The organism is Streptomyces sp. NPDC091376, assembly GCF_044757085.1.
Taxonomy (GTDB): domain Bacteria; phylum Actinomycetota; class Actinomycetes; order Streptomycetales; family Streptomycetaceae; genus Streptomyces; species Streptomyces pratisoli.
On sequence record NZ_JBIVUF010000016.1, the window covers coordinates 1 to 24,712 of the forward strand.

The 24,712-nt window shown below is 69.9% G+C and carries 28 protein-coding genes and 2 pseudogenes; 21 read left to right on the forward strand and 9 right to left on the reverse strand.

The annotated features are described in order from the left end of the window. The first annotated feature begins 227 nt into the window (after positions 1-227). The 5 genes from ACIQMR_RS28790 to ACIQMR_RS28810 are packed head-to-tail and all read left to right on the forward strand — an operon-like array spanning position 228 to position 5,027. Positions 228-830 (forward strand): TlpA family protein disulfide reductase, encoded by a 603-nt coding sequence (locus ACIQMR_RS28790; RefSeq protein WP_401393253.1) that lies wholly within the window; start codon positions 228-230, stop codon positions 828-830. A 2-nt stretch (positions 831-832) separates the two neighbouring features. Then, complete coding sequence (locus ACIQMR_RS28795; RefSeq protein WP_401393256.1) at positions 833-1,570, forward strand: cytochrome c biogenesis CcdA family protein; 738 nt, start codon at positions 833-835, stop codon at positions 1,568-1,570. Between the two features lie 3 nt (positions 1,571-1,573). Next, positions 1,574-3,379 (forward strand): cytochrome c biogenesis protein ResB, encoded by a 1,806-nt coding sequence (locus tag ACIQMR_RS28800; protein WP_401393259.1) that lies wholly within the window; start codon positions 1,574-1,576, stop codon positions 3,377-3,379. Further along, the gene (gene ccsB, locus ACIQMR_RS28805) at positions 3,376-4,458 is read left to right on the forward strand and encodes a c-type cytochrome biogenesis protein CcsB (RefSeq protein WP_401393262.1); all 1,083 of its coding nucleotides are present in this window, start codon (positions 3,376-3,378) and stop codon (positions 4,456-4,458) included. Before ACIQMR_RS28800 ends, ccsB begins: the two co-directional genes overlap by 4 nt. A 38-nt stretch (positions 4,459-4,496) precedes the next feature. Then, complete coding sequence (locus ACIQMR_RS28810) at positions 4,497-5,027, forward strand: SRPBCC domain-containing protein (protein ID WP_401393265.1); 531 nt, start codon at positions 4,497-4,499, stop codon at positions 5,025-5,027. A gap of 4 nt (positions 5,028-5,031) precedes the next feature. On the opposite strand, the gene ACIQMR_RS28815 is transcribed toward ACIQMR_RS28810, so the two are convergent. The 3 genes from ACIQMR_RS28815 to ACIQMR_RS28825 are packed head-to-tail and all read right to left on the reverse strand — an operon-like array spanning position 5,032 to position 6,803. Further along, complete coding sequence (locus ACIQMR_RS28815; RefSeq protein WP_401393268.1) at positions 5,032-5,961, reverse strand: isopenicillin N synthase family dioxygenase; 930 nt, start codon at positions 5,959-5,961, stop codon at positions 5,032-5,034. Then, entirely contained in the window at positions 5,951-6,421 is a 471-nt protein-coding gene (locus ACIQMR_RS28820) for a nucleoside deaminase (RefSeq protein WP_401393270.1), read from the reverse strand. The genes ACIQMR_RS28815 and ACIQMR_RS28820 overlap by 11 nt, the downstream gene beginning before the upstream one ends. A gap of 16 nt (positions 6,422-6,437) precedes the next feature. After that, positions 6,438-6,803 carry a PLD nuclease N-terminal domain-containing protein gene (locus ACIQMR_RS28825; RefSeq protein ID WP_401393271.1) on the reverse strand — a complete coding sequence of 122 codons (366 nt, stop codon included), beginning with the start codon at positions 6,801-6,803 and terminating at the stop codon, positions 6,438-6,440. 85 nt (positions 6,804-6,888) lie between these two features. Between ACIQMR_RS28825 and ACIQMR_RS28830 the strand changes: the two genes are divergently transcribed. Then, positions 6,889-8,340, forward strand: coding sequence for a menaquinone biosynthesis decarboxylase (locus tag ACIQMR_RS28830; RefSeq protein WP_401393274.1), 1,452 nt, complete (start codon positions 6,889-6,891; stop codon positions 8,338-8,340). Next, complete coding sequence (mqnP, locus tag ACIQMR_RS28835; RefSeq protein ID WP_401393276.1) at positions 8,337-9,239, forward strand: menaquinone biosynthesis prenyltransferase MqnP; 903 nt, start codon at positions 8,337-8,339, stop codon at positions 9,237-9,239. Before ACIQMR_RS28830 ends, mqnP begins: the two co-directional genes overlap by 4 nt. Before the next feature lie 53 nt (positions 9,240-9,292). Here the strand turns inward: mqnP and ACIQMR_RS28840 are convergent, their stop codons facing one another. Further along, complete coding sequence (locus tag ACIQMR_RS28840; RefSeq protein WP_401393279.1) at positions 9,293-9,898, reverse strand: rhomboid family intramembrane serine protease; 606 nt, start codon at positions 9,896-9,898, stop codon at positions 9,293-9,295. 89 nt (positions 9,899-9,987) lie between these two features. Here ACIQMR_RS28840 and ACIQMR_RS28845 point away from each other — a divergent pair, with 89 nt between their 5' ends. From ACIQMR_RS28845 to ACIQMR_RS28885, 9 genes are all read left to right on the forward strand, one after another. Beyond that, positions 9,988-10,653, forward strand: a complete 666-nt coding sequence (locus ACIQMR_RS28845) for a UbiX family flavin prenyltransferase (protein WP_266381301.1) — start codon at positions 9,988-9,990, stop codon at positions 10,651-10,653. A 131-nt stretch (positions 10,654-10,784) separates the two neighbouring features. Continuing rightward, positions 10,785-11,240, forward strand: a complete 456-nt coding sequence (locus ACIQMR_RS28850; RefSeq protein WP_266381302.1) for an Lrp/AsnC family transcriptional regulator — start codon at positions 10,785-10,787, stop codon at positions 11,238-11,240. A gap of 49 nt (positions 11,241-11,289) precedes the next feature. After that, positions 11,290-12,468, forward strand: coding sequence for an aminofutalosine synthase MqnE (gene mqnE / locus ACIQMR_RS28855; protein ID WP_266381303.1), 1,179 nt, complete (start codon positions 11,290-11,292; stop codon positions 12,466-12,468). 63 nt (positions 12,469-12,531) lie between these two features. Next, entirely contained in the window at positions 12,532-13,056 is a 525-nt protein-coding gene (locus ACIQMR_RS28860) for a GNAT family N-acetyltransferase (protein WP_401393284.1), read from the forward strand. Positions 13,057-13,208: 152 nt separating this feature from the next. Beyond that, complete coding sequence (locus tag ACIQMR_RS28865; protein WP_401393287.1) at positions 13,209-13,514, forward strand: DUF4229 domain-containing protein; 306 nt, start codon at positions 13,209-13,211, stop codon at positions 13,512-13,514. Positions 13,515-13,733: 219 nt separating this feature from the next. Continuing rightward, entirely contained in the window at positions 13,734-13,811 is a 78-nt protein-coding gene (locus ACIQMR_RS28870) for a putative leader peptide (protein ID WP_323137333.1), read from the forward strand. Positions 13,812-13,896: 85 nt separating this feature from the next. Further along, positions 13,897-15,243 carry a dicarboxylate/amino acid:cation symporter gene (locus ACIQMR_RS28875; RefSeq protein ID WP_401393290.1) on the forward strand — a complete coding sequence of 449 codons (1,347 nt, stop codon included), beginning with the start codon at positions 13,897-13,899 and terminating at the stop codon, positions 15,241-15,243. 190 nt (positions 15,244-15,433) lie between these two features. Further along, positions 15,434-15,508: a 50S ribosomal protein bL37 gene (locus ACIQMR_RS28880; RefSeq protein WP_099048249.1), complete on the forward strand. Its 75-nt coding sequence runs from the start codon at positions 15,434-15,436 to the stop codon at positions 15,506-15,508. A gap of 157 nt (positions 15,509-15,665) precedes the next feature. Then, on the forward strand, positions 15,666-16,286 hold the full coding sequence (locus ACIQMR_RS28885) for a TetR/AcrR family transcriptional regulator (protein ID WP_401393293.1): 621 nt from the start codon (positions 15,666-15,668) through the stop codon (positions 16,284-16,286). On the opposite strand, the gene ACIQMR_RS28890 is transcribed toward ACIQMR_RS28885, so the two are convergent. Together ACIQMR_RS28890 and ACIQMR_RS28895 are read right to left on the reverse strand one after the other, a co-directional pair. After that, the gene (locus tag ACIQMR_RS28890; RefSeq protein ID WP_401393296.1) at positions 16,249-17,124 is read right to left on the reverse strand and encodes a MaoC family dehydratase; all 876 of its coding nucleotides are present in this window, start codon (positions 17,122-17,124) and stop codon (positions 16,249-16,251) included. The genes ACIQMR_RS28885 and ACIQMR_RS28890 overlap by 38 nt on opposite strands. Position 17,125: 1 nt before the next feature. Then, positions 17,126-17,317, reverse strand: a pseudogene (locus ACIQMR_RS28895) (short chain dehydrogenase); the annotation flags it as partial. Between the two features lie 194 nt (positions 17,318-17,511). On the opposite strand from ACIQMR_RS28895, the pseudogene ACIQMR_RS28900 reads away from it, so the two are divergent. Next, positions 17,512-17,765 (forward strand): annotated as a pseudogene (locus tag ACIQMR_RS28900) (acetyl-CoA C-acyltransferase); the annotation flags it as partial. Between the two features lie 52 nt (positions 17,766-17,817). Here ACIQMR_RS28900 and ACIQMR_RS28905 read toward each other — a convergent pair. Next, on the reverse strand, positions 17,818-18,216 hold the full coding sequence (locus tag ACIQMR_RS28905) for a DUF1992 domain-containing protein (protein ID WP_401393298.1): 399 nt from the start codon (positions 18,214-18,216) through the stop codon (positions 17,818-17,820). 57 nt (positions 18,217-18,273) lie between these two features. Here ACIQMR_RS28905 and ACIQMR_RS28910 point away from each other — a divergent pair, with 57 nt between their 5' ends. Beyond that, positions 18,274-18,756: a GNAT family N-acetyltransferase gene (locus ACIQMR_RS28910; protein WP_401393301.1), complete on the forward strand. Its 483-nt coding sequence runs from the start codon at positions 18,274-18,276 to the stop codon at positions 18,754-18,756. A gap of 175 nt (positions 18,757-18,931) precedes the next feature. Here the strand turns inward: ACIQMR_RS28910 and ACIQMR_RS28915 are convergent, their stop codons facing one another. Then, complete coding sequence (locus ACIQMR_RS28915; protein WP_003967102.1) at positions 18,932-19,135, reverse strand: cold-shock protein; 204 nt, start codon at positions 19,133-19,135, stop codon at positions 18,932-18,934. 270 nt (positions 19,136-19,405) lie between these two features. Here ACIQMR_RS28915 and ACIQMR_RS28920 point away from each other — a divergent pair, with 270 nt between their 5' ends. Next, a complete protein-coding gene (locus ACIQMR_RS28920; RefSeq protein WP_401393304.1) occupies positions 19,406-20,311 on the forward strand; it encodes a menaquinone biosynthetic enzyme MqnA/MqnD family protein in 906 nt (301 codons plus the stop codon). A 53-nt stretch (positions 20,312-20,364) separates the two neighbouring features. Here the strand turns inward: ACIQMR_RS28920 and ACIQMR_RS28925 are convergent, their stop codons facing one another. Continuing rightward, on the reverse strand, positions 20,365-21,402 hold the full coding sequence (locus tag ACIQMR_RS28925) for an alpha/beta hydrolase (protein WP_401393307.1): 1,038 nt from the start codon (positions 21,400-21,402) through the stop codon (positions 20,365-20,367). A gap of 239 nt (positions 21,403-21,641) precedes the next feature. Between ACIQMR_RS28925 and ACIQMR_RS28930 the strand changes: the two genes are divergently transcribed. Beyond that, entirely contained in the window at positions 21,642-23,357 is a 1,716-nt protein-coding gene (locus ACIQMR_RS28930; protein ID WP_401393310.1) for a serine/threonine-protein kinase, read from the forward strand. Positions 23,358-23,512: 155 nt separating this feature from the next. Further along, on the forward strand, positions 23,513-24,712 hold the full coding sequence (gene mqnC, locus ACIQMR_RS28935) for a cyclic dehypoxanthinyl futalosine synthase (RefSeq protein WP_401393313.1): 1,200 nt from the start codon (positions 23,513-23,515) through the stop codon (positions 24,710-24,712).

The following is a 24,712-nucleotide window of genomic DNA, read 5'->3' on the forward strand; positions in this document are numbered from 1 at the left end:
GGGAAGAAGGACGTACGGCTGGTGTCGTTCCGGCAGTTCTGCGACTGGCTGGACGTCCAGGACCCGAAGATCCTCACCAAGCTCCGCACGCTGCAAGTCGGACAGTCCCCGGCAGGCGGCTGGAACACCTTCCTCAAAGCCACCGCTTAACCTCTCTTGACAAGGGGCGTTACGGGCAGCAAGGGGGGCGCCCAAGATCTCATGCACCCCCATGCGAAACTTTTCACATGACCCTTGCCCGTGCCCCTCGTAGCACCCTGCTCGCCATCGGCGCCCTCGCGGCCGCGCTGACGCTGTCGGCGTGCAGCGGCGATTCCAACGGCAAGTCCGGTGGCGGAGGCGGCACCAACTTCGTCACCGGCACCGGCGGCATCTCGGTCGTCGCCAAGGGCGAGCGCAAGGCGGTCCCGGCACTGACCGGTGAGGACCTCACCGGCAAGCCGCTCGATCTCGCCGACTACAAGGGCAAGATCATCGTGATGAACCTCTGGGGCTCGTGGTGCGCGCCCTGCCGCGCCGAAGCGCCTTACCTGACCAAGGTCGCCGAGGAGACCAGGAGCAAGGGCGTGGAGTTCGTCGGGATCAACACCCGCGACGCGCAGATCAACCAGGCCCTGGCCTTCGAGAAGGACTTCAAGGTCGGGTACCCGAGCTTCCACGACCCGACCGGCAAGCTGGTCCTGAAGTTCCCCAAGGGCGATGTCAACCCGCAGGCCATCCCGACCACGCTCGTCATCGACCGTGAAGGAAAGATCGCGGCGCGCGCGCTGATGCCGATCGACGACAAGCAGCTGCGCTCCATGATCGACCCGCTGGTCGCGGAGAAGTAGGGATGAACGAGACGGTCTTCAGTGGTGCGCTGCTGCTCGCGCTGCCCATCGCCGTGCTCGGCGGACTCGTTTCCTTCTTCTCGCCCTGTGTGCTGCCGCTGGTGCCCGGCTATCTGTCCTACGTGACCGGGGTCACCGGTACCGACCTGGAGCAGGCACGGCGGGGGCGGATGGCCGCCGGAGCCGGGCTCTTCGTCCTCGGCTTCTCCGCCGTCTTCATCTCCGGCGGGGCGCTGTTCGGCTACTTCGGCTGGACGCTCCAGGAGCACCGGGAGACCCTCACCAGGGTCCTCGGGGTGCTGATGGTCCTGATGGGCGTCTTCTTCATGGGGCTGATGCCCTTCCTCACCCAGCGTGAGTTCCGCTTCCACAAGCGACCCGCGACGGGGCTCGTGGGAGCGCCGGTGCTCGGTGCGCTGTTCGGCATCGGCTGGACCCCGTGCATCGGCCCGACCCTCGCGTCCGTCCAGGCGCTCGCCGCCCAGGAGGCCAGCGCGGGCCGGGGGGCGCTGCTGACCGCCGCGTACTGTCTGGGCCTGGGCCTGCCGTTCGTCCTCGCCGCCGTCGCGTTCCGCAAGGCGCTCGGTGCGTTCGGCTGGGTGAAGCGGCACTATGCCTGGGTGATGCGGATCGGCGGCGGCATGATGATCGTGACCGGCCTGCTCCTTCTCACAGGTATGTGGGACATCCTCGTGCAGGACGTGCAGAGCTGGTCCAGTGGCTTCCAGGTGGGAATCTGATCCATGAGCAAGACCGAGACGACGACGGAGACCACCGACACGCCGGGGACCACCGACGCGCCGGAATCCGCTGACACGGACACCGGCGGCCAGGAGGAGGCGGGTGAACTCGGCAGCGCCGGGGAGCAGCTCTCCACCGCCCCCCAGGAACGTGCCGTACCCGGCTCGTTCGGCGGACCGCGCGCGCCGGGCGCCGGCGGCGCCCTCGCCTGGGCCGGCCGCGAGGTCCTCGGCTGGACGCGCTGGTTCTGGCGGCAGCTGACCTCGATGCGGGTCGCGCTGATCCTGCTCTTCCTGCTGTCCCTGGGCGCGATCCCCGGTTCCCTCATCCCGCAGGACAGCGTGGACGAGGTGAAGGTCCGCACCTGGAAGGCGAACAACGAGTTCTGGACGCCGGTCTTCGAGAAGCTCCAGCTCTTCGACGTCTACAGCTCGGTGTGGTTCTCCGCGATCTACATCCTGCTGTTCGTGTCGCTCATCGGCTGCATCGTCCCGCGCACCTGGCAGTTCACCGGCCAGCTGCGCGGCCGCCCGCCGGGCGCACCCAAGCGCCTCACCCGGCTGCCCGTCTATACGACCTGGCGCACCGGGGCCGAGCCCGAGGCGGTGCGCGAGGCCGCGCTCGCCATGCTGAAGAAGCGGCGGTTCCGGGCCCATGTGGCCGGGGACGCGGTCGCGGCCGAGAAGGGTTACCTCCGTGAGGTGGGCAACCTCCTCTTCCACGTCGCCCTGATCGTGATGCTCGTGGCCTTCGCAGCCGGGCAGCTCTTCAAGTCCGAGGGAGGCAAGCTGATCGTCGAGGGCGACGGCTTCGCGAACACCCTCACCCAGTACGACGACTTCAAGTCCGGGTCGATGTTCAGCGTCGACGAGCTGCCGCCGTTCAGCTTCACCCTGGACCGGTTCACGGGTACGTACGAGCCCAACGGCCCGCAGAAGGGCACTCCGCGTACCTACGAGGCCGCGGTGACGTACACCAAGGGCACCGAGGGCGAGGAGCGGAAGGGCCTCATCCGCGTCAACGAGCCCCTGGAGATCGACGGCGCCAAGGTCTATCTGCTCTCGCACGGCTACGCGCCCGTCGTCACCGTCCGCGACCGCAAGGGCGACGTCGTCTACAAGGGCGCCGTGCCGCTGCTTCCCGTCGACAGCAACGTCAGCTCCACCGGCGTCATCAAGGTGATGGACGGCTATCGGAACAAGGCGGGCAAGAAGGAACAACTGGGCTTCCCGGCCTTCTTCGTGCCGACGTTCGCGGGCAAGGGCCAGGGCCAGATGTTCTCCGAGTTCCCGGCCCTGGTGTTCCCGGCGCTCAACCTCAGCGCGTACCACGGCAGTCTCGGCGTCGACTCCGGCGTTCCGCAGAACGTGTACCAGCTGGACACCCGCAAGATGAAGCCGTTCAAGGACGCCAAGGGCGGCGTGTTCAAGCAGACCCTGCTCCCCGGCGAGACGATGAAGCTGCCCGACGGCGCCGGCTCGATCACCTTCGAGAAGGAGATCAAGGAGTGGGCGAGCTTCCAGATCTCCCAGCAGCCGGGCAACAGCCTCGCCCTCTCGGGCGCCATCGCCGCCATCGCCGGACTCGTCGGCTCGCTGTTCATCCAGCGGCGCCGGGTCTGGGTCCGTGCCGTGCGCGGCGAGGACGGCGTCACCGTCGTCGAGATGGCCGGCCTCGGCCGGAGCGAGTCCGCGAAACTCCCCGAGGAGCTGGCCGACCTGGCCGTCACCCTCAACGCACAGGCGCCGACCGCGCCCGATCCCGCAGATCCCGCCGATCCTGTTCCTGCCGAAGGGGCTGAGAAGTGACTCTCGCCGCCGCCACCAACGAGAGCCTCGCCGAGTTCAGTAACGTGCTGATCTACTCGGCGATGGCCGTCTACACCCTGGCCTTCCTCGCGCACATCGCCGAGTGGACCTTCGGCAGCCGCAGCCGCGTCGGCCGTACCGCCGCAGCCCTCACGACCGGCACTGCGGCCGCCGCCGCTCCGACGATCCGCGTGGCACAGAAGGGCGGCGGCACCGCCGTTCTGGAACGCCCCAAGGTCGTCACCCGGTCCTCGGCCGGTGCCCGGGACGTCCCCGACGGCCCCGGCGCCGCCGGCGGTGACCAGCAGGGCGACATGTACGGCCGGATCGCCGTCTCGCTGACCGTCCTCGCCTTCCTCGTCGAGGCCGCCGGCGTCATCGCCCGCGCCGTGTCCGTGCAGCGCGCCCCCTGGGGCAACATGTACGAGTTCTCCACCACCTTCTCCACCGTGGCGGTCGGCGCGTACCTCGGCTTCCTCCTCGCCAAGAAGAACGTCCGCTGGATCGGACTGCCGCTCGTCACCTCCGTCCTGCTGGACCTGGGCATCGCCGTCACCTGGCTCTACACCGAGAGCGACCAGCTGGTCCCGGCGCTGCACTCGTACTGGCTGTGGATCCACGTCTCCACCGCGATCTTCTGCGGCGCCGTCTTCTACCTGGGCGCGGTCGGCACCCTGCTGTACCTCTTCCGGGATTCGTACGAGAACAAGCTGGCGAACGGCGGCAACCCGGGCTCCTTCGCCCGCTCGGTGCTGGAGCGACTGCCCGCCGCCGCGTCCCTCGACAAGTTCGCGTACCGCATCAACGCCGCGGTCTTCCCGCTGTGGACCTTCACGATCATCGCCGGGGCGATCTGGGCCGGCGACGCCTGGGGTCGCTACTGGGGCTGGGACGCCAAGGAAGTCTGGTCCTTCATCACCTGGGTGGCGTACGCCGCGTATCTGCACGCCCGCGCGACCGCCGGATGGAAGGGCCGCAAGGCCGCGTACATCGCGCTGATCGCCTTCGCCTGCTTCCTCTTCAACTACTACGGCGTCAACCTCTTCGTGAACAGCCTCCACGGCTACGCGGGCGTGTAAGGGTCGCGTTCCCGGCGGCGACGGGCGACGCTGGTGCCATGACGGAAGCGATCCCCTACGGCACCGGCGAGACCCGCGACGGCGACGACGGCACCACCCACGTCCTGCACTTCGTGCTGCATCTGCCGCACCCGGTGGTCCGGGTCTGGGCCGCCGTGGCCACGCCTGAGGGTCTGCCGCAGTGGCTGGCCGCCGCGGACCTGCTGGAGCCCCACCTGGGCGGCGGAGTGACACTGCGTTGGCTGAACGCCGAGCGGGATGGAGCGGGCACCGTGGTCTCCGGGCGGGTCACGGCCTGGGACATGGAGGCCGTCGCCGAGTACACGGTGGAGGTCCACGGCCGGGTCCGGTTCCACATGGAGCCGGCGCCCGCCGACTCCCTCGCGACCGTGCTGCGCTTCACCAACGAGTTCACCGGCTCCGACGAACAGCGCCTCGACAACCTGGCGGGCTGGCACCAGCACTTCGAGTACCTTTCCGACGCGCTCGACGGCCGCCCGGCGGACTGGGCCGCCTGGACGCCGGACCGCTTCCAGCAGCTGCGCGCCGAGTACGCCGACGGTCGGTGACCCCTCAGTCGGCGGTGATCGCGTCCAGCCGGTCCCGCAGATACGTGTGCGAGTCGGTGCCCCGGACGTCCGTGCCCGGATCGCACTCGTAGAAGTAGACGAGCGACATCAGCTCCTCGGCCGGCTCGTCCGCGGGCGGCGGCAGCACGCGGTGCCGTCCCGAGCACCAGCGGCCGTCCGTCCACCGGGCCATCAGATCCCCGATGTTGACCGTCAGCGCGTCCGGTGCGTACGGCGCGTCCTCCCAGCCGCCCTCGTCCGTGAAGACCTGGAGGCCGCCCTTGCCGGTCTGCCGGTCGAGGACGGTGACCGTGCCGAAGTCCGTATGGGGACCGATCCGGAACTGGCCGGGCCGAGGCTCTCCGACGGTGTCCCGGCCCGGGTACCAGTTGATGTTGAAGCCCCAGGTCGGATGGGCGGTGTGCCGGGTGAAGAAGTCCTCCGGCTCGCCCAGGGCCACCCCGAGCAGTGCGAGCAGCCGGTCCGACAGCGCCCGCATCCGCCGCAGGTACGCCTCCACGGCAGGGCGTAGCTCCGGTACCTCCGTCGGCCAGGTGTTCGGCAGGAACCACTCCGCGTCGACCGCCGGATCACCCGTCGGCACGTCCGCCGCGAACGACAGCGACTCCTTCAGGTCGGGCGGCGTCCGGGTGCCCTCCGCGTAGCCGTTGGCCTCGGCCCCGGGGCCGAGCCAGCCACGGCCGCCGACCTTCACGGCGTACGGTTCCTTCGCGGTCGGCGGCAGCCGGAAGAAGCCGCGCGCGAGGTGCCGGATCTCCGTACGCAGACCCGGGTCCACCCCGTGGCCGGTGACCAGCAGAAAGCCGGCGGTGCGCAGGGCCTCGTCGACGGTCGCGGCGAGACGTGCGCGGGCGGCGGGGCCGGCGGAGAGCCATGGGCCCAGGTCGATCACAGGGATGCGGTCACGTGTCATGGCCGGTGTCCTCGCTGCCGATGTCCTCGTACCACAGGTCCGGATGGCCGCTGATGAACTCCCGCATCAGCTCCGTGCAGGCGGGGTCGTCCAGGACCACCACCTCCACGCCGTGCGCCGCCAGCCAGCCGTGGGCGCCGGGGAAGGTCTCGGCCTCGCCGACGACGACCCGAGGGATCCCGAACTGCCGCACCAGCCCGGAGCAGTACCAGCAGGGGGAGAGGGTGGTGACCATCGTCGTGTCGCGGTACGAGCGCCGGCGTCCCGCCGCGCGGAAGGCGGCGGTCTCCGCGTGCAGCGACGGATCGTCGTCCTGGACGCGGCGGTTGTGCCCGCGGCCGAGGAGGGCGCCGTCCGGGCCGTACAGTGCGGCGCCGATCGGGATGCCGCCCTCGGCCAGGCCCGTGCGCGCCTCGTCGAGCGCGGTGGACAGCCACTGCCGTGCCAGTTCCCGGTCCATGGGCTCGGCCCCTCCGTCAGGACGTGCCCGGATCCTCGTCCCGCCTCGGGTCCTTCGCCCGGTCCCTCGCGTCCTCGGCGGGATCCTCGGCCGGGTCCTGGGGCAGGTGCCGGGTCGGGTCCTTGTCCTCGTTGAGGGACTTCAGGAAGTCGGGGTTGTCGTCGGGAGCCACCCAGTCGCCGCGCCGCGCCGGACGCGGCGTCGCGCGCTCCTTGCCGGCGATCAGCCAGGAGATCGAGCCGACGAGCGGGAACAGCAGCACGAGGATCGCCCAGATCGGCTTGGGGATGTACCTGATCTCCTTCTCGTCCGTGGAGATGCAGTCGATGAAGGCGTAGATGCTGAGCGCCAGCGGCACCAAGAACATCAGTACCCGAAGCATTGGCTGCCCCCTACGTGCGGAGAACGGGACCGTGGAACGGCCCCCGTGACAGGTCCAGGGTAGCGAGTGGCCGATACTGGACGGCATGGCTTACGACGATCTTCGCTCCCTGCTCCGGGCGCTGGAGCGCGAGGGCGACCTCAAGCGCATCAAGGCCGAAGTCGACCCGTACCTGGAGATCGGGGAGATCGTCGACCGGGTCCAGAAGTCCGGCGGCCCGGCGCTCCTCTTCGAGAACGTGCGCGGCGCCTCCATGCCGCTCGCGATGAACGTGTACGGGACGGACCGCCGGCTGCTGAAGGCGCTGGGCCTGAAGTCGTACGACGAGATCAGCGGGAAGATCGGCGGGCTGCTGAAGCCGGAGCTGCCGCACGGGTTCGTCGGGGTGCGCGAGGCGTTCGGGAAGCTCGGCGCGATGACGCACGTACCGCCGAGGAAGGTGAAGGACGCGCCGGTGCAGGAGGTGGTCCTGCGCGGCGACGACGTCGACCTGGACCGGCTGCCGGCGCTGTTCACCTGGCCCGAGGACGGCGGCTCGTTCTTCAACCTGGGGCTGACCCACACCAAGGACCCGGAGTCGGGGGTGCGCAACCTCGGTCTGTACCGGCTGCAGCGCCACGACAAGCGCACCATCGGCATGCACTGGCAGATCCACAAGGACAGCCGCAACCACTACCAGGTGGCGGCGCGGCGCGGTGAGAGGCTGCCGGTCGCGATCGCCTTCGGCTGTCCGCCGGCCGTGACGTACGCCTCGACGGCGCCGCTGCCCGGTGACATCGACGAGTACCTGTTCGCCGGTTTCGTGCAGGGCAAGCGGATCGAGATGGTCGACTGCAAGACCGTGCCGCTCCAGGTGCCCGCGCAGGCTGAGGTCGTGCTGGAGGGCTGGCTGGAGCCGGGGAAGACGCTGCCGGAGGGGCCGTTCGGCGACCACACCGGCTTCTACACGCCGCAGGAGGACTTCCCGGCGCTGACGATCGACTGCGTGACGATGCGGAAGCGTCCGCTGCTCCAGTCGATCGTGGTCGGCCGGCCGCCGACGGAGGACGGGCCGCTGGGCCGGGCGACGGAGCGGTTCTTCCTGCCGCTGCTGAAGATCATTGTCCCGGACATCGTGGACTACCACCTGCCCGAGTCGGGCGGCTTCCACAACTGCGCGATCGTCTCGATCGACAAGAAGTACCCGAAGCACGCGCAGAAGGTCATGCACGCGATCTGGGGCGCGCACATGATGTCGCTGACCAAGCTGATCGTGGTCGTCGACTCCGACTGCGACGTCCACGATCTGCACGAGGTGTCGTGGCGGGCGCTCGGCAACACCGACTACGCCCGCGACCTCACCGTCGTCGAGGGCCCGGTGGACCATCTGGACCACTCCTCCTACCAGCAGTTCTGGGGCGGCAAGGCGGGTATCGACGCGACGAAGAAGTGGCCCGAGGAGGGCTACACCCGGGACGGGGGCTGGCCGAACATGGTGCTCTCCGACCCCGATACGGCGGCGCTGGTCGACCGTCGCTGGAAGGAGTACGGCCTGTGAGCGCGTCCGCGGCCGCGGTCCCGAGCCCGGGACGCACCAAGGCGTTCCTGCGGCTGGTGATGATCGAGCACTCGGTCTTCGCGCTGCCGTTCGCGTACATCGCCTCGCTCACCGCGATGTTCGAGCTGGACCGGAGCATCCACTGGGGCAAGCTGCTGCTCGTCACCGTCGCGATGGTGGGCCTGCGGACCTTCGCGATGGCCTGCAACCGGATCATCGACCGCGAGATCGACGCCCGTAACCCGCGCACGGCGGGCCGCGAGCTGGTGACCGGGGCGGTGTCGGTACGGTCCGCGTGGACCGGGGCGGGCATCGCGCTCGTGATCTTCCTGGGGGCCGCGGCGCTGCTCAACCCGCTGTGCCTCGCGCTCGCGCCCCTCGCCGTCGTCCCGATGGTGGTCTACCCGTACGGGAAGCGCTTCACGAACTTCCCGCACGCGATCCTGGGCCTCGCCCAAGCGATCGGCCCGGTCGGCGCATGGATCGCGGTCACCGGGTCCTGGTCGTGGGACGCGGTGATCCTCGGCCTGGCGGTCGGTGTCTGGATCGGCGGCTTCGACCTGATCTTCGCCTGCCAGGACGTCCAGGCCGACCGCGCCCACGGCGTGATGTCGGTCCCGGCCCGCTTCGGCATCCCGGCGGCCCTGTGGGGCGCACGCGTCTGCCACGCCGTGACGATGGCCCTCTTCGTCTGGTACGCCCTCGCCACCGGCGTCGGCCTCTTCTTCTGGCTCGGCCTGCTGATCGTCGCAGCCGCCTTCGTCTACGAGCACACGATCGTGACCCCGCACGACCTGTCCCGGCTGAACAGGGCGTTCTTCACGGTCAACGGCTTCATCGGGATCGCCCTGTTCGTGTGTGCGTTGCTCGATCTCGCCGTTCGGGGTCTGACCCTGTAACCGCCGCGGCCGGGACGGCCGTCGGTGTGCCCCTGTGCCCGCCGACGGCGGCGCTATGCCGTGAGCACGGGCGCGCGCTTCGGGCGGCGGAAGACGAACGCCGCCACCACTCCCGCCACCAGGCCCACGAGGTGGCCCTGCCAGCTCACCTCCGTGTTGGCGGGGGAGACGCCGAGCAGGATCGAGCCGCCCCAGATCGCGCCGATCACGAGGCCGGTGGCGACGTCGACCAGGCGGCGGTCCACGAAGCCGCGGACCAGGAGATAGCCGAAGAGGCCGAAGACGAGCCCTGACGCCCCCGCGGTGTTGGTGTTCGGCGGCGATATCAGCCAGACGCCGATGCCGTCGGCCACGATGATCAGCGCGGCCACGGCAAGGAAGCGGCGGACGCCGCCGAGCGCGGCGAGGAAGCCGAAGACCAGCAGCGGGACGCTGTTCGCCGCGACATGGGCGAAGCCGAAATGAAGGAACGACGCGGAGACGATGTCGCCCAGCTCGCCGGGCTCACGCGGCGTTATCCCGTAGGCGTCGAGGCTGTGGCCGGACGCGAAGTCGACGGCCTCCAGCGCCCACAGCAACGCCACCCAGCCGAGCATCAGCTTCCCGGCCGTCCTGGCCCGGTCCGTCCGGCTCCGTTCGAGCGATGTCGTCGACACCATGACCCCCTGCGCTTCCCGCGTCTCCCCCCGGAAACGTCCGGGGTACCTTACTCAGTTCCGCCGTCCGGTGGCCGGATAGGCTCAACTCCATGAACGACGCCAACCGCACCCCATGGGTCGTCGGGGTCTCCGGGGCGTCCGGGACCCCCTACGCCGCCGCCGTGCTGCGCGGGCTGCTCGACGCCGGTGAGAGCGTCGACCTCGTGGTGTCGCGGGCGTCGCGGCTCACCCTGCTCGACGAGACCGGGATCGCGTTCCGGGACGCGCACTGGCAGGAGGATCTGCGCGCATGGCTGGAACGGGGCGCCGACGGCAAGCCCGGCACCTTCCGGGTGGAGGGGGCGGACGTCCGCCACTGGGCGGCCGGCGATCTCGCCGCGGGCCCGTCCTCGGGCTCGTACCCGGTCAAGGGGATGCTGATCGTCCCGGCGTCCACGGCCTGTGTCGCGGGCGTGGCGCTCGGACTGTCCAAGGACCTGCTGCAGCGGGCCGCGAGCGTGACGCTGAAGGAGCGCCGCAAGCTCGTGGTCGCGGTGCGGGAGACCCCGCTGAACGGCCAGACACTGCGGCACCTGGTGGCGCTCGACGAGGCCGGCGCGGTCGTGCTGCCCGCGTCTCCGGCCTTCTACGCGGGCGCGACGCACATCCAGGACCTGGTCGACTTCGTGGCGGGCCGGGTGCTCGACGCGGCCGGGGTGGCGCACGGGCTGTACCGCCGCTGGGAGGGCGAGCTGGGGGGCTCCAGGGCCGAATAGGGGACCACCGGGCAGGTCGCGTACGTCCTTGACCGCCCGAGGTAACACGGGCATGCCGGGTGTCCACCCTGCATGCCTTGGATTGCACACGTAAAATTGCGGTAGCGATGAATAATGGAAGGCTCAGGCATATGGACGCCGTGGATAGGCAGCTCATCCAGGCCCTGCGCGAGAACGGCAGGGCTTCGTACGCCGAGCTCGGCCGGCTCGTGGGACTCTCCGGTCCCTCCGTCACCGACCGCATCAACCGCCTCGAGGCGGCGGGGGTCATCACCGGCTACCGGGCGACCGTCGACGCCGCCTCGCTCGGCCTCGGTGTCACCGCGCTGATCGGCATCTCACTCTCCGACGCCGCCGACCACGAGGACGTGGCGCACCGGCTGCGCGACCTCGCGGAGATCGAGGACTGCTGGTTCATCGCGGGCGACGACTCGTACATGCTCAAGGTGCGGGTGTCCGACGTCGACGGGCTGGAGAAGACGATCCGGCGGCTGTCCGGTACGCGGGGCGTGTCGCGGACGCGTACGACCATCGTGCTGTCGACGAAGTGGGAGAACCGGGTCGGAGACCTGCCCGAAGAGGTCTAGGCGTACGGTGAGTGGGGTCTTTTTTGCGCAGACGTTGGGAGGCGGCCGCATGACTGCATCTATCAAAGATGTAGGGCTCAAGCGCGAGCTGGAGGAGAAGGTCCGGGCCGGCGAGCGGCTGAGCCGCGAGGACGGCATCGCCCTCTACGAGTCGGACGATCTGGCCTGGCTCGGCGGCCTCGCCCACGAGGTGCGCACGCGCAAGAACGGTGACGTGGTCCACTTCAACGTCAACCGCCACCTCAACATGACGAACGTGTGCACGGCGTCGTGCGCGTACTGCTCGTTCCAGCGCAAGCCGGGCGAGAAGGACGCGTACACGATGCGCATCGAGGAGGCCGTCCGTCTCGCCAAGGCGATGGAGGGCGAGAACCTCACCGAGCTGCACATCGTCAACGGGCTCCACCCGAACCTTCCCTGGCGCTACTACCCGCGGTCGCTGAGCGAGCTGAAGAAGGCGCTGCCGAACGTCTCGCTGAAGGCCTTCACCGCGACGGAGATCCACCACTTCGAGACCATCTCGGGGCTCTCGGCGTCGGAGATCCTGGACGAGCTGATCGATGCCGGCCTGGAGTCGCTGACCGGCGGCGGCGCGGAGATCTTCGACTGGGAGGTCCGTCAGCACATCGTGGACCACCGCACGCACTGGGAGGACTGGTCCCGGATCCACCGCCTCGCGCACGAGAAGGGTCTGAAGACCCCGAGCACGATGCTGTACGGGCACATCGAGGAGCCGCGCCACCGCGTGGACCACGTCCTGCGGCTGCGTGAACTGCAGGACGAGACCGGTGGCTTCCAGGTCTTCATCCCGCTGCGCTACCAGCACGACTTCGTCGACATGAAGGACGGCAAGGTCCGCAACAAGCTGCAGGCGCGGACGACGATGGCGACGGGTGCGGAGGCGCTGAAGACCTTCGCGGTGTCGCGGCTGCTGTTCGACAACGTCCCGCACGTCAAGGTCTTCTGGGTGATGCACGGTGTGCAGACGGCGCAACTGGCGCTGCAGCACGGCGCGGACGACATGGACGGGTCGGTCGTCGAGTACAAGATCACCCACGACGCGGACAACTACGGCACCCCGAACAAGCTGACGCGGGACGACCTGCTGGAGCTGATCCGCGACGCGGGCTTCCGCCCGGTGGAACGGAACACGCGCTACGAGGTGATCCGCGAGTACCCGGGGCCGGACGGCGACCGCCGCGAGTCCCCGCAGCCGATGCGCGTCTGAGCCACCGGGCGCTGGGCGGGCGCACTCGATGTGCCCCGCACGCGCGTTGTTATCGTCGGGGCCATGGCTCTCGACTTCACGCTCGATCCGCCCGTCGATCCCGTCCTGCGTGACGGGATCCTCGGGCTCTGGACGGATGTGACCAACGCGAACGGGTCCGTCGGCTTCGTCCCACCGGTGAGTGCGGACGAAGTGCGGCCCGAGCTGGTGCGTCACCTGGTCGCGATGGCCGAGGGGCGGGCGCGGCTGCTCGTCGGGCGGGACACGGACGGCGAGGTCGCGGCCGCCGTGTTCCTCACGCACAACACGCACCGGCTGATGCGGCACTGGATCTGGCTCTACACGGTCATGGTGCATCCACGGCACCAGGGCAAGGGATACGGCCGCGACCTGCTCGCCGCGGCCGCCGACGCTGCCCGCGGGATGGGCGGTGTCACGGCGATACGGCTGACCTGCCGCGGTGGTGCGGGACTGGAGCGGTTCTACGAGTCCTGCGGCTACAAGGAGGTCGGGCGGGTGCCCGAGGCGATCAGGGTCGCCGACGGGGACTATCGCGACGACATCACGATGCTGCTCCCGCTCCTCTGACCTCGCCGGTCCACGAGGCGATCCCCGACCTGATCTCCGAAGTGAACTCCGACGTGATCTCCGACGTGATCTCCGGGGGCGGAGCCCCCTAAAAGAGCACACTCGGGACGTGCTTCACTGGGTGGGCAACTCAGTGAAGGAAAGGGGCCGTCGTGTCCGACAGCAAGACGAGCGCCACGCTCCGGTACACCCTCATGCGGATCGGCATCTTCGCCGGCTGCTTCTTCGTCCTGTGGGGGCTGGTGTACCTGCGCGTACTGCCCAGGGGCCTCGGCGACTCCAACCTGCTGTGGGTCCTGGTCCTCTCCATCCTGATCTCGGCGCCGCTCAGCCTCATCGTGCTGCGCAAGCAGCGCGAGGCGATGGCCGAGCAGATCGCCGCGAGGGTCGACCGGGCCAAGTCCCGCCTGGAGGAGAACCGCACCCGCGAGGACGTCCAGCAGGCCGACGCCCAGTAAGCGGAACGTAAGCTTCATCACACGCGTCAGCGCACGTCGGAACATCTCGGCGGCGCACAACCGCCCGCCCCGGCCGGGAGCACCCGCTCCCACGCCGGGGCGGCGTCGTTTTCCGGGCGGGCCATGGCGTGATCCCGACTCAAAGCTCAGCTTTGAGGTTCCCAAAGTTCAAGTGTTAACGTGTGCGCCATGACGACAGCAGTGCGCCCCGGAACAGCCATGAGCCCCCCGCTCGTGGCGCGCCTGCATGTCGACCTGTGCCGCTGTATGTCCGCGGTCTGTCGCCGCTCGGTCTGAACCCGGCGTCATACAGCGGCTTCCCGAGTGAACGGGCGCCGCCCCCCTCCCCCCTTACCTTCCGACACGCCTTCCGGAGATGTCCGTGTCCGCGAACTCCGCGACGCCCACCCGTACCAGTAGCCGCATACCCAAGGTCCCGTTCTGGGCCCAGATCGTCACCGGCCTCGTCGTCGGTGTCCTCCTCGGCTGGCTCGCCCGCAGCCAGGACATCAACTGGCTCTACAAGACGCTGGAGCAGGTCGGCGACATCTTCGTCCAGCTGCTGAAGCTGGCCGTCGCGCCGCTCGTCTTCTTCGCCATCCTGGTGTCGATCACCAACCTGCGGAAGGTCAACAACGCCGCGCGGCTGGCCACCCGCACCCTGCTCTGGTTCATGATCACCTCCCTGATCGCCGTCGCGATCGGCCTCGTGATCGGTCTGCTCACCAACCCTGGTGCCGGCACCGGCCTCACCCGCAAGGACGGCGCCAAGCCCGAGCACGCCGGCTCCTGGATCGACTTCCTCACCGGCGTCGTCCCGACGGACGTCATCACTCCCTTCACCGAGCTGAACGTCCTTCAGATCGTCTTCATGGCCGCCGTCGCCGGTATCGCGGCGCTCAAGCTCGGCGACCGCGCCAAGCCGATCCTCGCCCTCAGCGAGTCCGTCCTCGAGCTGCTCCAGAAGGCCCTGTGGTGGGTCATCCGCCTCGCCCCGCTCGGCACCGTCGGCCTCATCGGCTACGCCATCGCCGACTACGGCTGGGACCTCATCGGCAAGTACGCGACCTTCACCGCCGACGTCTACATCGGCTGCGCGCTGGTCCTCTTCGGCGTGTACCCGCTGCTGCTCGCGACCGTCGCCAAGGTCAACCCGGTGCAGTTCTACAAGGGTGCCTGGCCGGCCATCCAGCTGGCCTTCGTCTCCCGCTCCTCCGTCGGCACGATGCCGGTCACCCAGAAGGTCACCGAGCGCCTCGGCGTCCCGAAGGAGTACACGTCCTTCGCCGTGCCCTTCGGCGCGACGACCAAGATGGACGGCTGCGCCGCCATCTACCCGGCGCTCGCCGCGATCTTCATCGCGCAGATCTTCGACGTACAGCTCGGCATCCAGGACTACCTGCTGATCGCCTTCGTCTCGGTCGTCGGCTCCGCGGCCACCGCGGGCCTCACCGGCGCGACGGTCATGCTGACGCTGACCCTCTCCACCCTCGGCCTCCCGCTGGAGGGCGTGGGCCTGCTGATGGCGATCGACCCGATCCTGGACATGGTCCGGACCGCCACCAACGTCGCCGGCCAGGCCCTCGTGCCGGTGATCGTCGCCGCCCGGGAGAAGATCCTGGACCTCGACGTGTACAACTCGGCCTCGGCCTCGCCGGTCGACGACGTCGACGAGCGTGACGCCGGGCAGGCGGCCGGGCAGAAGGTGGCCGTCCCCGCCACCGCGTGACCGCTGCTGCTGACATCGCAGGCAAGAGTGCCCCGGATCTCGCCCGATCCGGGGCGCTTGTCGTGGTGGTCGCGCGTCGCGGTGCGGCCTCGACCCCGATGGCCGCGCGTCGTCGCCGTGGTGATGCCGTGGTCCCGCACCTAGACTGACATGATCGTGGAGAAAGTCCTGAAATAAGGAGATCTGCACCATGTCGAAGCGTGGGAACAAGCGGAGGGCCCGCAAGGGCAAGAAGGCCAACCACGGCAAGCGCCCCAACGCCTGAGGCGCCCTGGCGCAAGTCCGAAGGCCGGTCCCGCTGCGAGCGGGACCGGCCTTCGGCGTTTCCGCGCTGTGGCGGGCCTTAGTCTTACCGAACAGTAGAACGACGGGCCGGGGCCGGGAGGGCGTCAGACGTGGGTGATGCCGGTAGGGGCAAGCGGATGCCGCGTGCCGTGCGGGAGCGGCAGATGCTCGACGCCGCGGTGCAGACGTTCGGGCAGCGCGGCTACCGTGCGGCGTCCATGGACGAGATCGCCGAGCTGGCCGGGGTGTCGAAGCCGCTGGTCTATCTGTATCTGAACTCCAAGGAGGACCTCTTCACGGCGTGCATCCGGCGGGAGTCGGAAGCGCTGGTCGCCGCGGTGCAGGCGGCCGTGGCGCCGGGGCTGCCGGCGGACCGGCAGCTGTGGGAGGGGCTCGCGGCGTTCTTCCGGCACACCGCCGAGCACCCCGACGCGTGGGCGGTGCTGCACCGGCAGGCGCGGACGCACGGGGAGCCGTTCGCCGCGGAGGTCGCGGTGATGCGGGACGAGATCGTGGCGTTCGTGACCGGGCTGATCGGGGCGGCGGCGCGCGAGACGCACGGTGAAGGGGAGCTTGCCGACCGGGACATGGCCGGGCTGGCGCAGGCGCTCGTCGGGGCCGCGGAATCGCTGGCGGGGTGGGCCAACGACACCCCCGGCGTCTCGGCGAAGGAGGCGGCGGCCACGCTGATGAACTTCGCGTGGGAGGGCCTGGGGAGCCTCATGCGGGGGGAGCGCTGGTCGCCGTCCTCCCGGTGAGGTGGACGCGGCCGTCGCGCGGGTCGCGCACCTCGAAGACGCCGGCGTCCTCCCGTACGGCGTACTCGACCGTCCCCGGCAGCAGCACGGGAGCCTTGAACTCGGCTTCCGCGTAGCGCGGTCCACCGGGATCCGGCTGTTCGGCCAGGCAGCGGGCGAACGTCCACATGCCGTGGGCGATGGCGCGGGGGAAGCCGAAGGCGCGGGCGGTCGCCGCGAACAGGTGGATGGGATTGCGGTCCCCGGACGCCGCGCCGTAGCGACGCCCGAGGTCCGCGGCGAGCGGCCATCGCGCCTGTACGGCCGTCGGCGGCAGGGGTGTCCTGGGCACGGACGTCGCGCCGGGTGCGTCCGTACTCCTCGGATGCCGGGACAGGTACGCGCTGCGGGACTCCCACACGAGCTCACCTCCGAGCCGGGCCTCGGTGGCCAACGTGACCTCCGTGCCGCGCCGGTGCGGGGCTGCTCCCGCCGTGTACACGGCGATCTCGGGGCGGTCCGTCGGCAGTAGCCGGTGGTGCTGCGTGATGGCGATGCGCGTGTGGACGAGTCCGAGGACGGGGAGCGGGAACGTTCGGTCCGCCATGAGGCGCATGGCGAGCGGGAATCCGAGGACATGGGGGTACGTGATCGGGAGCGTGCCGGTCGCGGGGAAGGCGCACTCGTGTGTGTACGCGGTGAGGCGTTCGGGTACGACGACGGCTTCCGCGAGCACGAGCCGTGTCGCCGGGGTCGCGGGGTCGTCCCGTAGACGGCGGCGCCTGACCGGCGAGGCGAGCGCGCCGCGCAGGAGGGCGGGCCACAGCGCGGGCGGCGAGGACAGGGTGCGGGTCTCCATGTCAGGCGCCCAGGAGCGACTGGCCGCAGACCCGCACCACTTGGCCGTTCACCGGGGCCGATGCCGGGTGGGCCGGCCAGGACGTCGTTTCCGCGACGTCCCGCGGGAGGCCGGCCTGGGTCAGGGAGTTCATGCGGCGGCCCGCCTCGCGGATGAGGAGGAGGACCGCAGCGGTCATCACCGTCTCGGTGAAGGTCCGGCGCCGCGGCGCTGCCGGTGCCGGGAGACCGAGCCGGCGGGTCAGGAAACGGCCGGGAGCGGTGTGGGTGAAGCGCAGATAGCGGTCGGCCATGGTTGTCCGGACTCCCTGCTGGGTCGCAGCCTGCTGCGTCGATTCTTACTCCCGAGTAAGGTTACCCAGGGGTCAGGAGCTGGTCGAGGGTCAGGGATGAGTGGGCCGAGGAGCGCGGCCTCGACGTGCTCGCGTACCTCACGGCGCACGAGACGGCCGCGGTCGACCACATGGGCGGCGGCGACGGTCTGTCGACGGCGCCGGCGAGCCGTACCGCGCATGCCGGAGCGCACCGGCCGGGGCTTCGGCGGCTGCGCCCTCGTCGAGATCCACGAGGCGTTCGCCTCCCAGGTCCTCGCCACCCTCGCGGCCTGGGAGAAGCAGGGACTCGCCCCGGTCGACCGGGTGCAGCGGGTGCGGCCCCGGAGCTTGCGCCGCTGTCGCGCCACCGCGTCACCGCGTCACGCGCGCCTGAGCCGCCAGTCCCGCAGGATCTCCTCGACGTCGTACGGCTTGCGTCCGAGCGGCGGACCCGGGGGAGGCATGCGCAGCATGCGGGTGATCTTCTCGTTGATCTCCTCGATGATGCGGCGCACCGCCGTCTCCGACGGCGCCCCGTACGCCTTCTCCAGGGCGTCCTCGGCCTCCTTGCGCAGGGCGAGGGCCGGGGGCAGGACGGCCATGCCCTCCTTGTGCATCTTTCCCCTGATCCACCAGAGCTCGTCGTAGGGCGCCCCGTCGTCGGGCAGCGGCTTCCCGAAGCCGGGCAGATCCGTGAACTCGCCGCGGTCGTTCGCGTCACTGATCTGCTTGTCGACCCACGATTCGAAACTGACGCCCGGGGGCTTGCGCTCGGTCATGCGTTCCAGGGTACGGACGCACCCGAGCAGCGGTGAGGCCTCTGCGAGACTTGGAGCGTGCTGATCAGAGACGCGACCGCGGAGGACTGGGACCGGATCTGGCCGATCTGGCACCGGATCGTGTCCGCCGGGGACACCTACGCCTGGGATCCGGACACCTCCGAGTCCGCCGCCCGCGCGCTGTGGATGGCGCCGGGCCACCGCGTGTTCGTCGTCGAGGACGAGGACGGTGCGCTCGTCGCCACGGCGTACGTGAAGCCCAACTACGGAGGTCCGGCCGCCGGCGTCGCGAACGCGGGCTTCATGGTCGACCCGGACCGGACGGGCCTCGGCATCGGCCGGCGGCTGGCCGAGCACGTCCTCGACCGGGCGCGGCAGGACGGCTACACGGGGATGGTCTTCAACGCGGTCGTGGAGACGAACCCGGCGCTGAAGCTGTGGGAGTCGCTGGGCTTTCGCACTCTGGGGACGGTCCCGGGCGCGTTCCGGCATCCGGAGCAGGGCCCGGTGGGGCTGCGCATCATGTACCGGGATCTCTAGGCCGCCGTCTGATACGACCCGGGCTTTGCCCCACGTCCGGGACCCGGAGCCGGTCCCGGTGGTCTGGGCCCGGTGATCCGGGTCGGAAAAGGGCAGGAGCTCCGTTCCGTACAGAAAGTACGGAACGGAGCTCCTTGGTACTGCTAAGTCGTGCGCGATTCGCCGACCCGGGCCATTAGGCCGGGGTGACGTTCTCCGCCTGCGGGCCCTTCGGGCCCTGGGTGACGTCGAAGTTCACGACCTGGTTCTCCTCGAGCGAGCGGAAACCAGACGCGTTGATCGCGGAGTAGTGGACGAAGACATCCGGGCCGCCGCCGTCCTGGGCGATGAAGCCGAAGCCCTTTTCAGCGTTGAACCACTTGACGGTTCCGGTAGCCATAAGCCCTCCTTGGGCCAAAGGGTTGCCCTGCTCCAGAACCTGCAAACAAGTCTGAAAACTACAAAAGCCTGCGGGTCACATGCTCCGCAGGCTCTGTACTGCAAGGGAAACCAAACTGCAACTTGCGCTGAGCGTAGCACGCAGGCTGTTCCGAGCGGTAGAGGGAAAGATCACTTCACCCGGATGTTTGATGCACGCTTGACATGCTGACGCTCCCGGCGGGCGTGCCCCGCCCATTCGAAGGCGTACCCACGGGTCTAGCCTCACGATGTGGACACTCACGCAGACCCCGCGGGACTCGCGGCACACGCCGAGAACGCCGCCGCCGCCGCCGATCGTCGCAGCCGGCCGCGCGTCGGGCACATCCAGTTCCTGAACTGCCTGCCCCTCTACTGGGGCCTCGCCCGCACCGGGACGCTCCTGGATCTGGAGCTCACGAAGGACACTCCGGAGAAGCTCTCCGAGCGGCTGGTCGCCGGTGACCTCGACATCGGGCCGATCACCCTCGTGGAATACCTGCGCAACGCGGACGATCTCGTCGCCTTCCCCGACATCGCCGTCGGCTGCGACGGGCCGGTCATGTCGTGCGTGATCGTTTCGCAGCTGCCGCTGGAGCAGCTCGACGGCGTGCGGGTCGCCCTGGGCTCCACCTCCCGCACCTCGGTGCGGCTGGCGCAGCTGCTGCTCGCCGAGCAGTACAAGGTGACGCCCGACTACTACACCTGCCCGCCCGACCTCGGCGTGATGATGCAGGAGGCGGAGGCGGCCGTGCTGATCGGGGACGCCGCGCTGCGCGCCTCGCTGCACGACGCGCCGAGGCTCGGCCTGCGCGTCCATGACCTGGGGCAGATGTGGAAGGACTGGACCGGGCTGCCGTTCGTCTTCGCAGTGTGGGCGGCCCGCAAGGACTATCTCGCGCGCGAGCCCCGCGTCGTACGGAAGGTCCACGAGGCGTTCCTGGCCTCGCGTGACGTCTCTCTGGAGGAGGTCACGAAGGTCGCCGAGCAGGCGGCGCGCTGGGAGGCGTTCGACGCGGAGCTGCTGCGGAGGTACTTCACGACGCTCGACTTCCGCTTCGGTGCCGAGCAGCTCGCCGGGGTGCGCGAGTTCGCGCGCAGGACCGGTGCGACGACCGGTTTCCCCGCGGACGTACGGGTCGAGCTGCTTGGCGTCTGAGCTCCCGTCGCCGGGGAGTGCGGACGACGTCGTGACGTCACGACGTCAGGCCGTCACGACGTGGGGACGGGTGCCTGCATGTGCTGGCTGATCCACTGGATCGAGCCGTCCTCCATGCCCTTCACGTAGGTCGCCGCGTTGTGCTCGCCGTCCTGGATCAGCTGCAGCCGGGTCTTCACCGGCCCCTTGGAGTAATCCCGGATGAAGGCCTTCACCTTCCGCACCGCGGACTCCTTGGTGCCCGCCTGGAACGCGAGATAGACGTCGCGATCCTGGCCGGCCGGCTTCGCGCCGAGCGCCTTGGCGAGCTTTTCCGGGTCGTTCGCGGCCTGCTCCGTGGTGTGCCCGGCCCACAGCGGTGAGTCCGGCACGATGTCGGGTCCGGAGGCGATGACCGCCTTGAACCTGTCGGGGTGCTTCAGTACCGACTTCAGTCCGACGAAGGCACCGGACGACGATCCCATGAAGGCCCAGCCGTCCCGGGATTTGAACGTACGGAAATTGGCCTTCACGAAATCGGGCACGTCCTCCGTCATCCATGTACCCATTTTCGCTTGGCCCGGGATATCGCTGCCGTCGTAGTAGTACTTGTCGTCCGGGTTGAGTACGGGCATCACGACGATGAACGGAAGGCTCTTTCCTTCCTCCGACCACTTGCTGATGCTGCTCTGCAGCTTCAGGTCGGTGCCCATCCAGTAATTGTTCGGGTAGCCGTTGCCGCCCGGGAGCGCGATGAGGACCGGGAAGCCGCTGCCGGCGTACTTGGGGTCGAAGTACTGTTTGGGCGCCCAGACCCATACCTTGCCCGTGAAGCCGGACTTCTTGCCGTGCAGCGTGGTCACGCCGATCTTGGTGCCGTCGTCGATGGTGTTCTGGGTGGTGAACTCCGCCTTGGGGCCGGTCGGCATCAGGGTCTTGGCGGCGGCCTCGCCGTCCGTGCCGCCGCCGCCTTTGCCGCCGCCCTTGCCGGCGGGGGCCGCGGCGGACGGACCGTCGAAGGTGACCGGTTCGCCCTCGTCCGAGCAGCCCGAGACGAGCGCGACAGAGCCGAGGGCGACGGCGGCTATGAGGGCCTTGGGCAGGCGATTCATTGCGAACTCCGTTTTTCCGGTGCTTTCGGTGTGCTTTGAAGGTGTCTGTGGTGACTCGTGATGTCTCGCGCGGATTACGGGCACGGTGTGCGGTTTACGCCAAGGGAGATGCGGGCGGGCGCGGATCGGTTGGCCCGGGGCCGGGCCCAATCCCCGTGATCCGTCGCACGCGGAGCTCTACGCTGCTGCAGGGGCGAACTCGACCGTCCGGCCGTACCGGTTCATTGGGGGAGAAGCGCATGCAGCCGCTGGAAGCCGGCGAACCGCGAACCATCGGCGCCTACCGGTTGCTGGGCAGGCTCGGCGCCGGCGGCATGGGCCGCGTGTATCTCGCCCGCAGCGAGGGCGGCCGTACGGTCGCGGTGAAGGTCGTCCATCCGCACTTCGCGCTCGACGAGCAGTTCCGGGCGCGGTTCCGGCGAGAGGTCGAGGCGGCCAGGCGGGTGGGCGGGGCCTGGACCGCGCCGGTCCTGGACGCCGACCCGGACGCCCCGGTCCCCTGGGTGGCCACCGGCTATGTCGCCGGACCCGCCCTGTCCCAGGCGGTCATGGAGCACGGGGCGCTGCCGGAGCACACGGTACGGACGCTGGGCGCGGGCCTCGCCGAGGCGCTCGCCGCCGTGCACGCGCTGGACCTGGTCCACCGGGACGTCAAACCCTCGAACGTGCTGCTCGCGCTCGACGGCCCGCGCCTCATCGACTTCGGCATCGCCCGGGCGGTCGACGGCACCGCCTCGCTCACCACGACCGGTGTGTCCGTGGGCTCGCCCGGCTACATGGCGCCCGAGCAGATCCTCGGCCAGGGCGTCACCGGCGCCGCCGACGTCTTCTCGCTCGGCGCGGTCCTCGCGTACGCCGCGACGGGCACCGCGCCCTTCCCCGGGGACTCCTCGGCGGCCCTGCTCTACAAGGTGGTCCACGAGGAACCCCAACTGGGCCCGCTGGCCGGGGAACTGCGCGATGTGGTCGCCGCCTGCCTGGGCAAGGACCCGGCCGCGCGGCCCGCTCCCGCCGAGATCGCCCAGTGGCTCGCGCCCGGCGGCGCGGACGCGCTGGTGGCGGCGGGCTGGCTGCCGGGAGCGCTGGTGGAGCAGGTCAGCCGGGCGGCGGTGCGGCTGCTCGACCTGGAACCGGCACGGCACGATCCGTCCGGTTCGGGGCCCGTACCGTTCAGCAGCCCGGCGGTCGGGGTCTTCGGCCCGCCGGTCGAACCGTCGGGAGAACTGCCGGGCGGGCCCTCTTCGATGCCGTCCTCTCCGATGCCGTCCTCTCCGATGGCGGCCTCATCGATGCCGTCCTCGCCGTGGTCGCCGCCGCCGGGCACGGGCGTCGCCGACGCCGTGCCGCCGTCGCGGCCGGCCGACGGCCGCTTCTCGGTCTCCGTGACCGCCGGCTCGCAACGGGCCGCCGGGGACGGCGGCCGCAAGATGAGCTGCACGGTCGCCCTCGCCGTGGCGGGCGCGCTGGCGGCCGTGACCGTCGGCGCGGGAGTCCTCTTCGACCTCTTCCCCGGCGGCGGCGACCCCAACGACACGGCCGCGGAGCCGCCGTCCAGTTCCTCGGCGACGCCCGGCAACCCGGGGGACGGGGCGACGGTTGCGGCGAAGGAGGTGCCGAAGGCGTTCGTCGGCACCTGGGAGGGCGCCATCACCGCCGCGGGGCTCCCCGCCGGGACCATGAAGGTCACCATCGAGGCCGGCCGCACCGGCCAGCAGGTCGGCAAGGCCGAACAGACCGACATCCTCGGCAACTTCATCTGCGAGGACCTCCTCACCGCCACCCGCGTCGACGAGCGGACCCTCGTCGTGGACGCGAAGCGCGGGCCGCGCAGCCAGGGCATGTGCACGGAGAGCACCACCGGTCTGCGGCTCGTGCTCGGCGACGGTGGGCTTCGGTACGTCTCCGCCGACGCCCGGGCCGGGAACCCGGCGGGCGATCTGGCGAGGAAGCGCTGACACCGCTCCACCCGGCCTCCACCCGGCCTCCACCCAGCCTCCGTCGGACTTCCACCGGGCTTCGGCCGGGGGGACCGCAGGGCCGGCCAGGGCGGCTGGCGTAGGCTGGCCCGGTCCGGTAATGCCCTGATCCACCACCGAAAGGTGACACCCCGGTGACCCAGAAGGCCGACCTTCAGTCCGTCCTGGACCGTGCCGCCGAGGGCGGACGGATCACCCCCGAGGAAGCGCTCGACCTCTACCGGTCCGCACCCCTGCACGCGCTGGGCAGCGCCGCCGACGCCGTACGCCGCCGCCGTTACGCCGGCACGGAGCACATCGCGACGTACATCATCGAGCGCAACATCAACTACACCAACGTCTGCGTCACGGCCTGCAAGTTCTGCGCCTTCTACGCTCCGCCCAAGGACACCGCCAAGGGCTGGACCCGTGACCTCGACGACATCCTGCGGCGCTGCGCGGAGACGGTGAAGCTGGGCGGCACCCAGATCATGTTCCAGGGCGGCCACCACCCGGACTACGGCGTCGAGTACTACGAGAAGCATTTCGCGGCCATCAAGAAGGACTTCCCGCAGCTCGTCATCCACTCCCTCGGCGCCTCCGAGGTCGAGCACATGGCCCGGATCTCCAAGGTGTCGGTGGAGGAGGCCGTCCAGCGCATCCACGCCGCCGGCCTCGACTCCTTCGCAGGCGCCGGCGCCGAACTGCTCCCGGCGCGACCGCGCAAGGCGATCGCCCCGCTGAAGGAGTCCGGCGAGCGCTGGCTGGAGATCATGGAGATCGCCCACGGACTCGGGGTCGAGTCGACGTCGACGATGCTGATGGGTACGGGCGAGACCAACGCCGAGCGCATCGAGCATCTGCGGATGATCCGTGACGTACAGGACCGGACGGGCGGCTTCCGGGCCTTCATCCCGTACACGTACCAGCCCGAGAACAACCACCTCAAGGGCCGGACCCAGGCGACGATCTTCGAGTACCTGCGGATGATCGCGGTCGCCCGGCTCTTCTTCGACAACGTCGCCCACATCCAGGGCTCGTGGCTGACGACGGGCAAGGAGGTCGGCCAGCTGTCGCTGCACCACGGCGCGGACGACCTCGGCTCGATCATGCTGGAGGAGAACGTCGTCTCCTCGGCCGGCGCGAAGCACCGGTCCAACCGGCAGGAGATCATCGACCTGATCCGGAAGGCGGACCGGGTGCCGGCGCAGCGCACGACGACGTACGAGCACATCGTCGTCCACGACGACCCGGCGAACGACCCCGCCGACGACCGCGTCGCCTCGCACATCTCGTCGACGGCCATCGCGGGCGGCACGGCGCATCCCGAGCTGAAGCTGCTCAACGCCAACTGA

What these genes read in the sequence shown, in the direction of transcription:
- ACIQMR_RS28790 (WP_401393253.1), top strand. Translation starts at nt 228, where the DNA reads ATGACCCTTGCCCGTGCCCCTCGTAGCACCCTGCTCGCCATCGGCGCC.
- ACIQMR_RS28795 (WP_401393256.1), top strand. Translation starts at nt 833, where the DNA reads ATGAACGAGACGGTCTTCAGTGGTGCGCTGCTGCTCGCGCTGCCCATC.
- ACIQMR_RS28800 (WP_401393259.1), top strand. Translation starts at nt 1,574, where the DNA reads ATGAGCAAGACCGAGACGACGACGGAGACCACCGACACGCCGGGGACC.
- ACIQMR_RS28810 (WP_401393265.1), top strand. Translation starts at nt 4,497, where the DNA reads ATGACGGAAGCGATCCCCTACGGCACCGGCGAGACCCGCGACGGCGAC.
- ACIQMR_RS28815 (WP_401393268.1), bottom strand. Translation starts at nt 5,961, where the DNA reads ATGACACGTGACCGCATCCCTGTGATCGACCTGGGCCCATGGCTCTCC.
- ACIQMR_RS28820 (WP_401393270.1), bottom strand. Translation starts at nt 6,421, where the DNA reads ATGGACCGGGAACTGGCACGGCAGTGGCTGTCCACCGCGCTCGACGAG.
- ACIQMR_RS28825 (WP_401393271.1), bottom strand. Translation starts at nt 6,803, where the DNA reads ATGCTTCGGGTACTGATGTTCTTGGTGCCGCTGGCGCTCAGCATCTAC.
- ACIQMR_RS28830 (WP_401393274.1), top strand. Translation starts at nt 6,889, where the DNA reads ATGGCTTACGACGATCTTCGCTCCCTGCTCCGGGCGCTGGAGCGCGAG.
- ACIQMR_RS28840 (WP_401393279.1), bottom strand. Translation starts at nt 9,898, where the DNA reads ATGGTGTCGACGACATCGCTCGAACGGAGCCGGACGGACCGGGCCAGG.
- ACIQMR_RS28845 (WP_266381301.1), top strand. Translation starts at nt 9,988, where the DNA reads ATGAACGACGCCAACCGCACCCCATGGGTCGTCGGGGTCTCCGGGGCG.
- ACIQMR_RS28850 (WP_266381302.1), top strand. Translation starts at nt 10,785, where the DNA reads ATGGACGCCGTGGATAGGCAGCTCATCCAGGCCCTGCGCGAGAACGGC.
- mqnE (WP_266381303.1), top strand. Translation starts at nt 11,290, where the DNA reads ATGACTGCATCTATCAAAGATGTAGGGCTCAAGCGCGAGCTGGAGGAG.
- ACIQMR_RS28860 (WP_401393284.1), top strand. Translation starts at nt 12,532, where the DNA reads ATGGCTCTCGACTTCACGCTCGATCCGCCCGTCGATCCCGTCCTGCGT.
- ACIQMR_RS28870 (WP_323137333.1), top strand. Translation starts at nt 13,734, where the DNA reads ATGAGCCCCCCGCTCGTGGCGCGCCTGCATGTCGACCTGTGCCGCTGT.
- ACIQMR_RS28885 (WP_401393293.1), top strand. Translation starts at nt 15,666, where the DNA reads ATGCCGCGTGCCGTGCGGGAGCGGCAGATGCTCGACGCCGCGGTGCAG.
- ACIQMR_RS28890 (WP_401393296.1), bottom strand. Translation starts at nt 17,124, where the DNA reads ATGGAGACCCGCACCCTGTCCTCGCCGCCCGCGCTGTGGCCCGCCCTC.
- ACIQMR_RS28905 (WP_401393298.1), bottom strand. Translation starts at nt 18,216, where the DNA reads ATGACCGAGCGCAAGCCCCCGGGCGTCAGTTTCGAATCGTGGGTCGAC.
- ACIQMR_RS28915 (WP_003967102.1), bottom strand. Translation starts at nt 19,135, where the DNA reads ATGGCTACCGGAACCGTCAAGTGGTTCAACGCTGAAAAGGGCTTCGGC.
- ACIQMR_RS28925 (WP_401393307.1), bottom strand. Translation starts at nt 21,402, where the DNA reads ATGAATCGCCTGCCCAAGGCCCTCATAGCCGCCGTCGCCCTCGGCTCT.
- ACIQMR_RS28930 (WP_401393310.1), top strand. Translation starts at nt 21,642, where the DNA reads ATGCAGCCGCTGGAAGCCGGCGAACCGCGAACCATCGGCGCCTACCGG.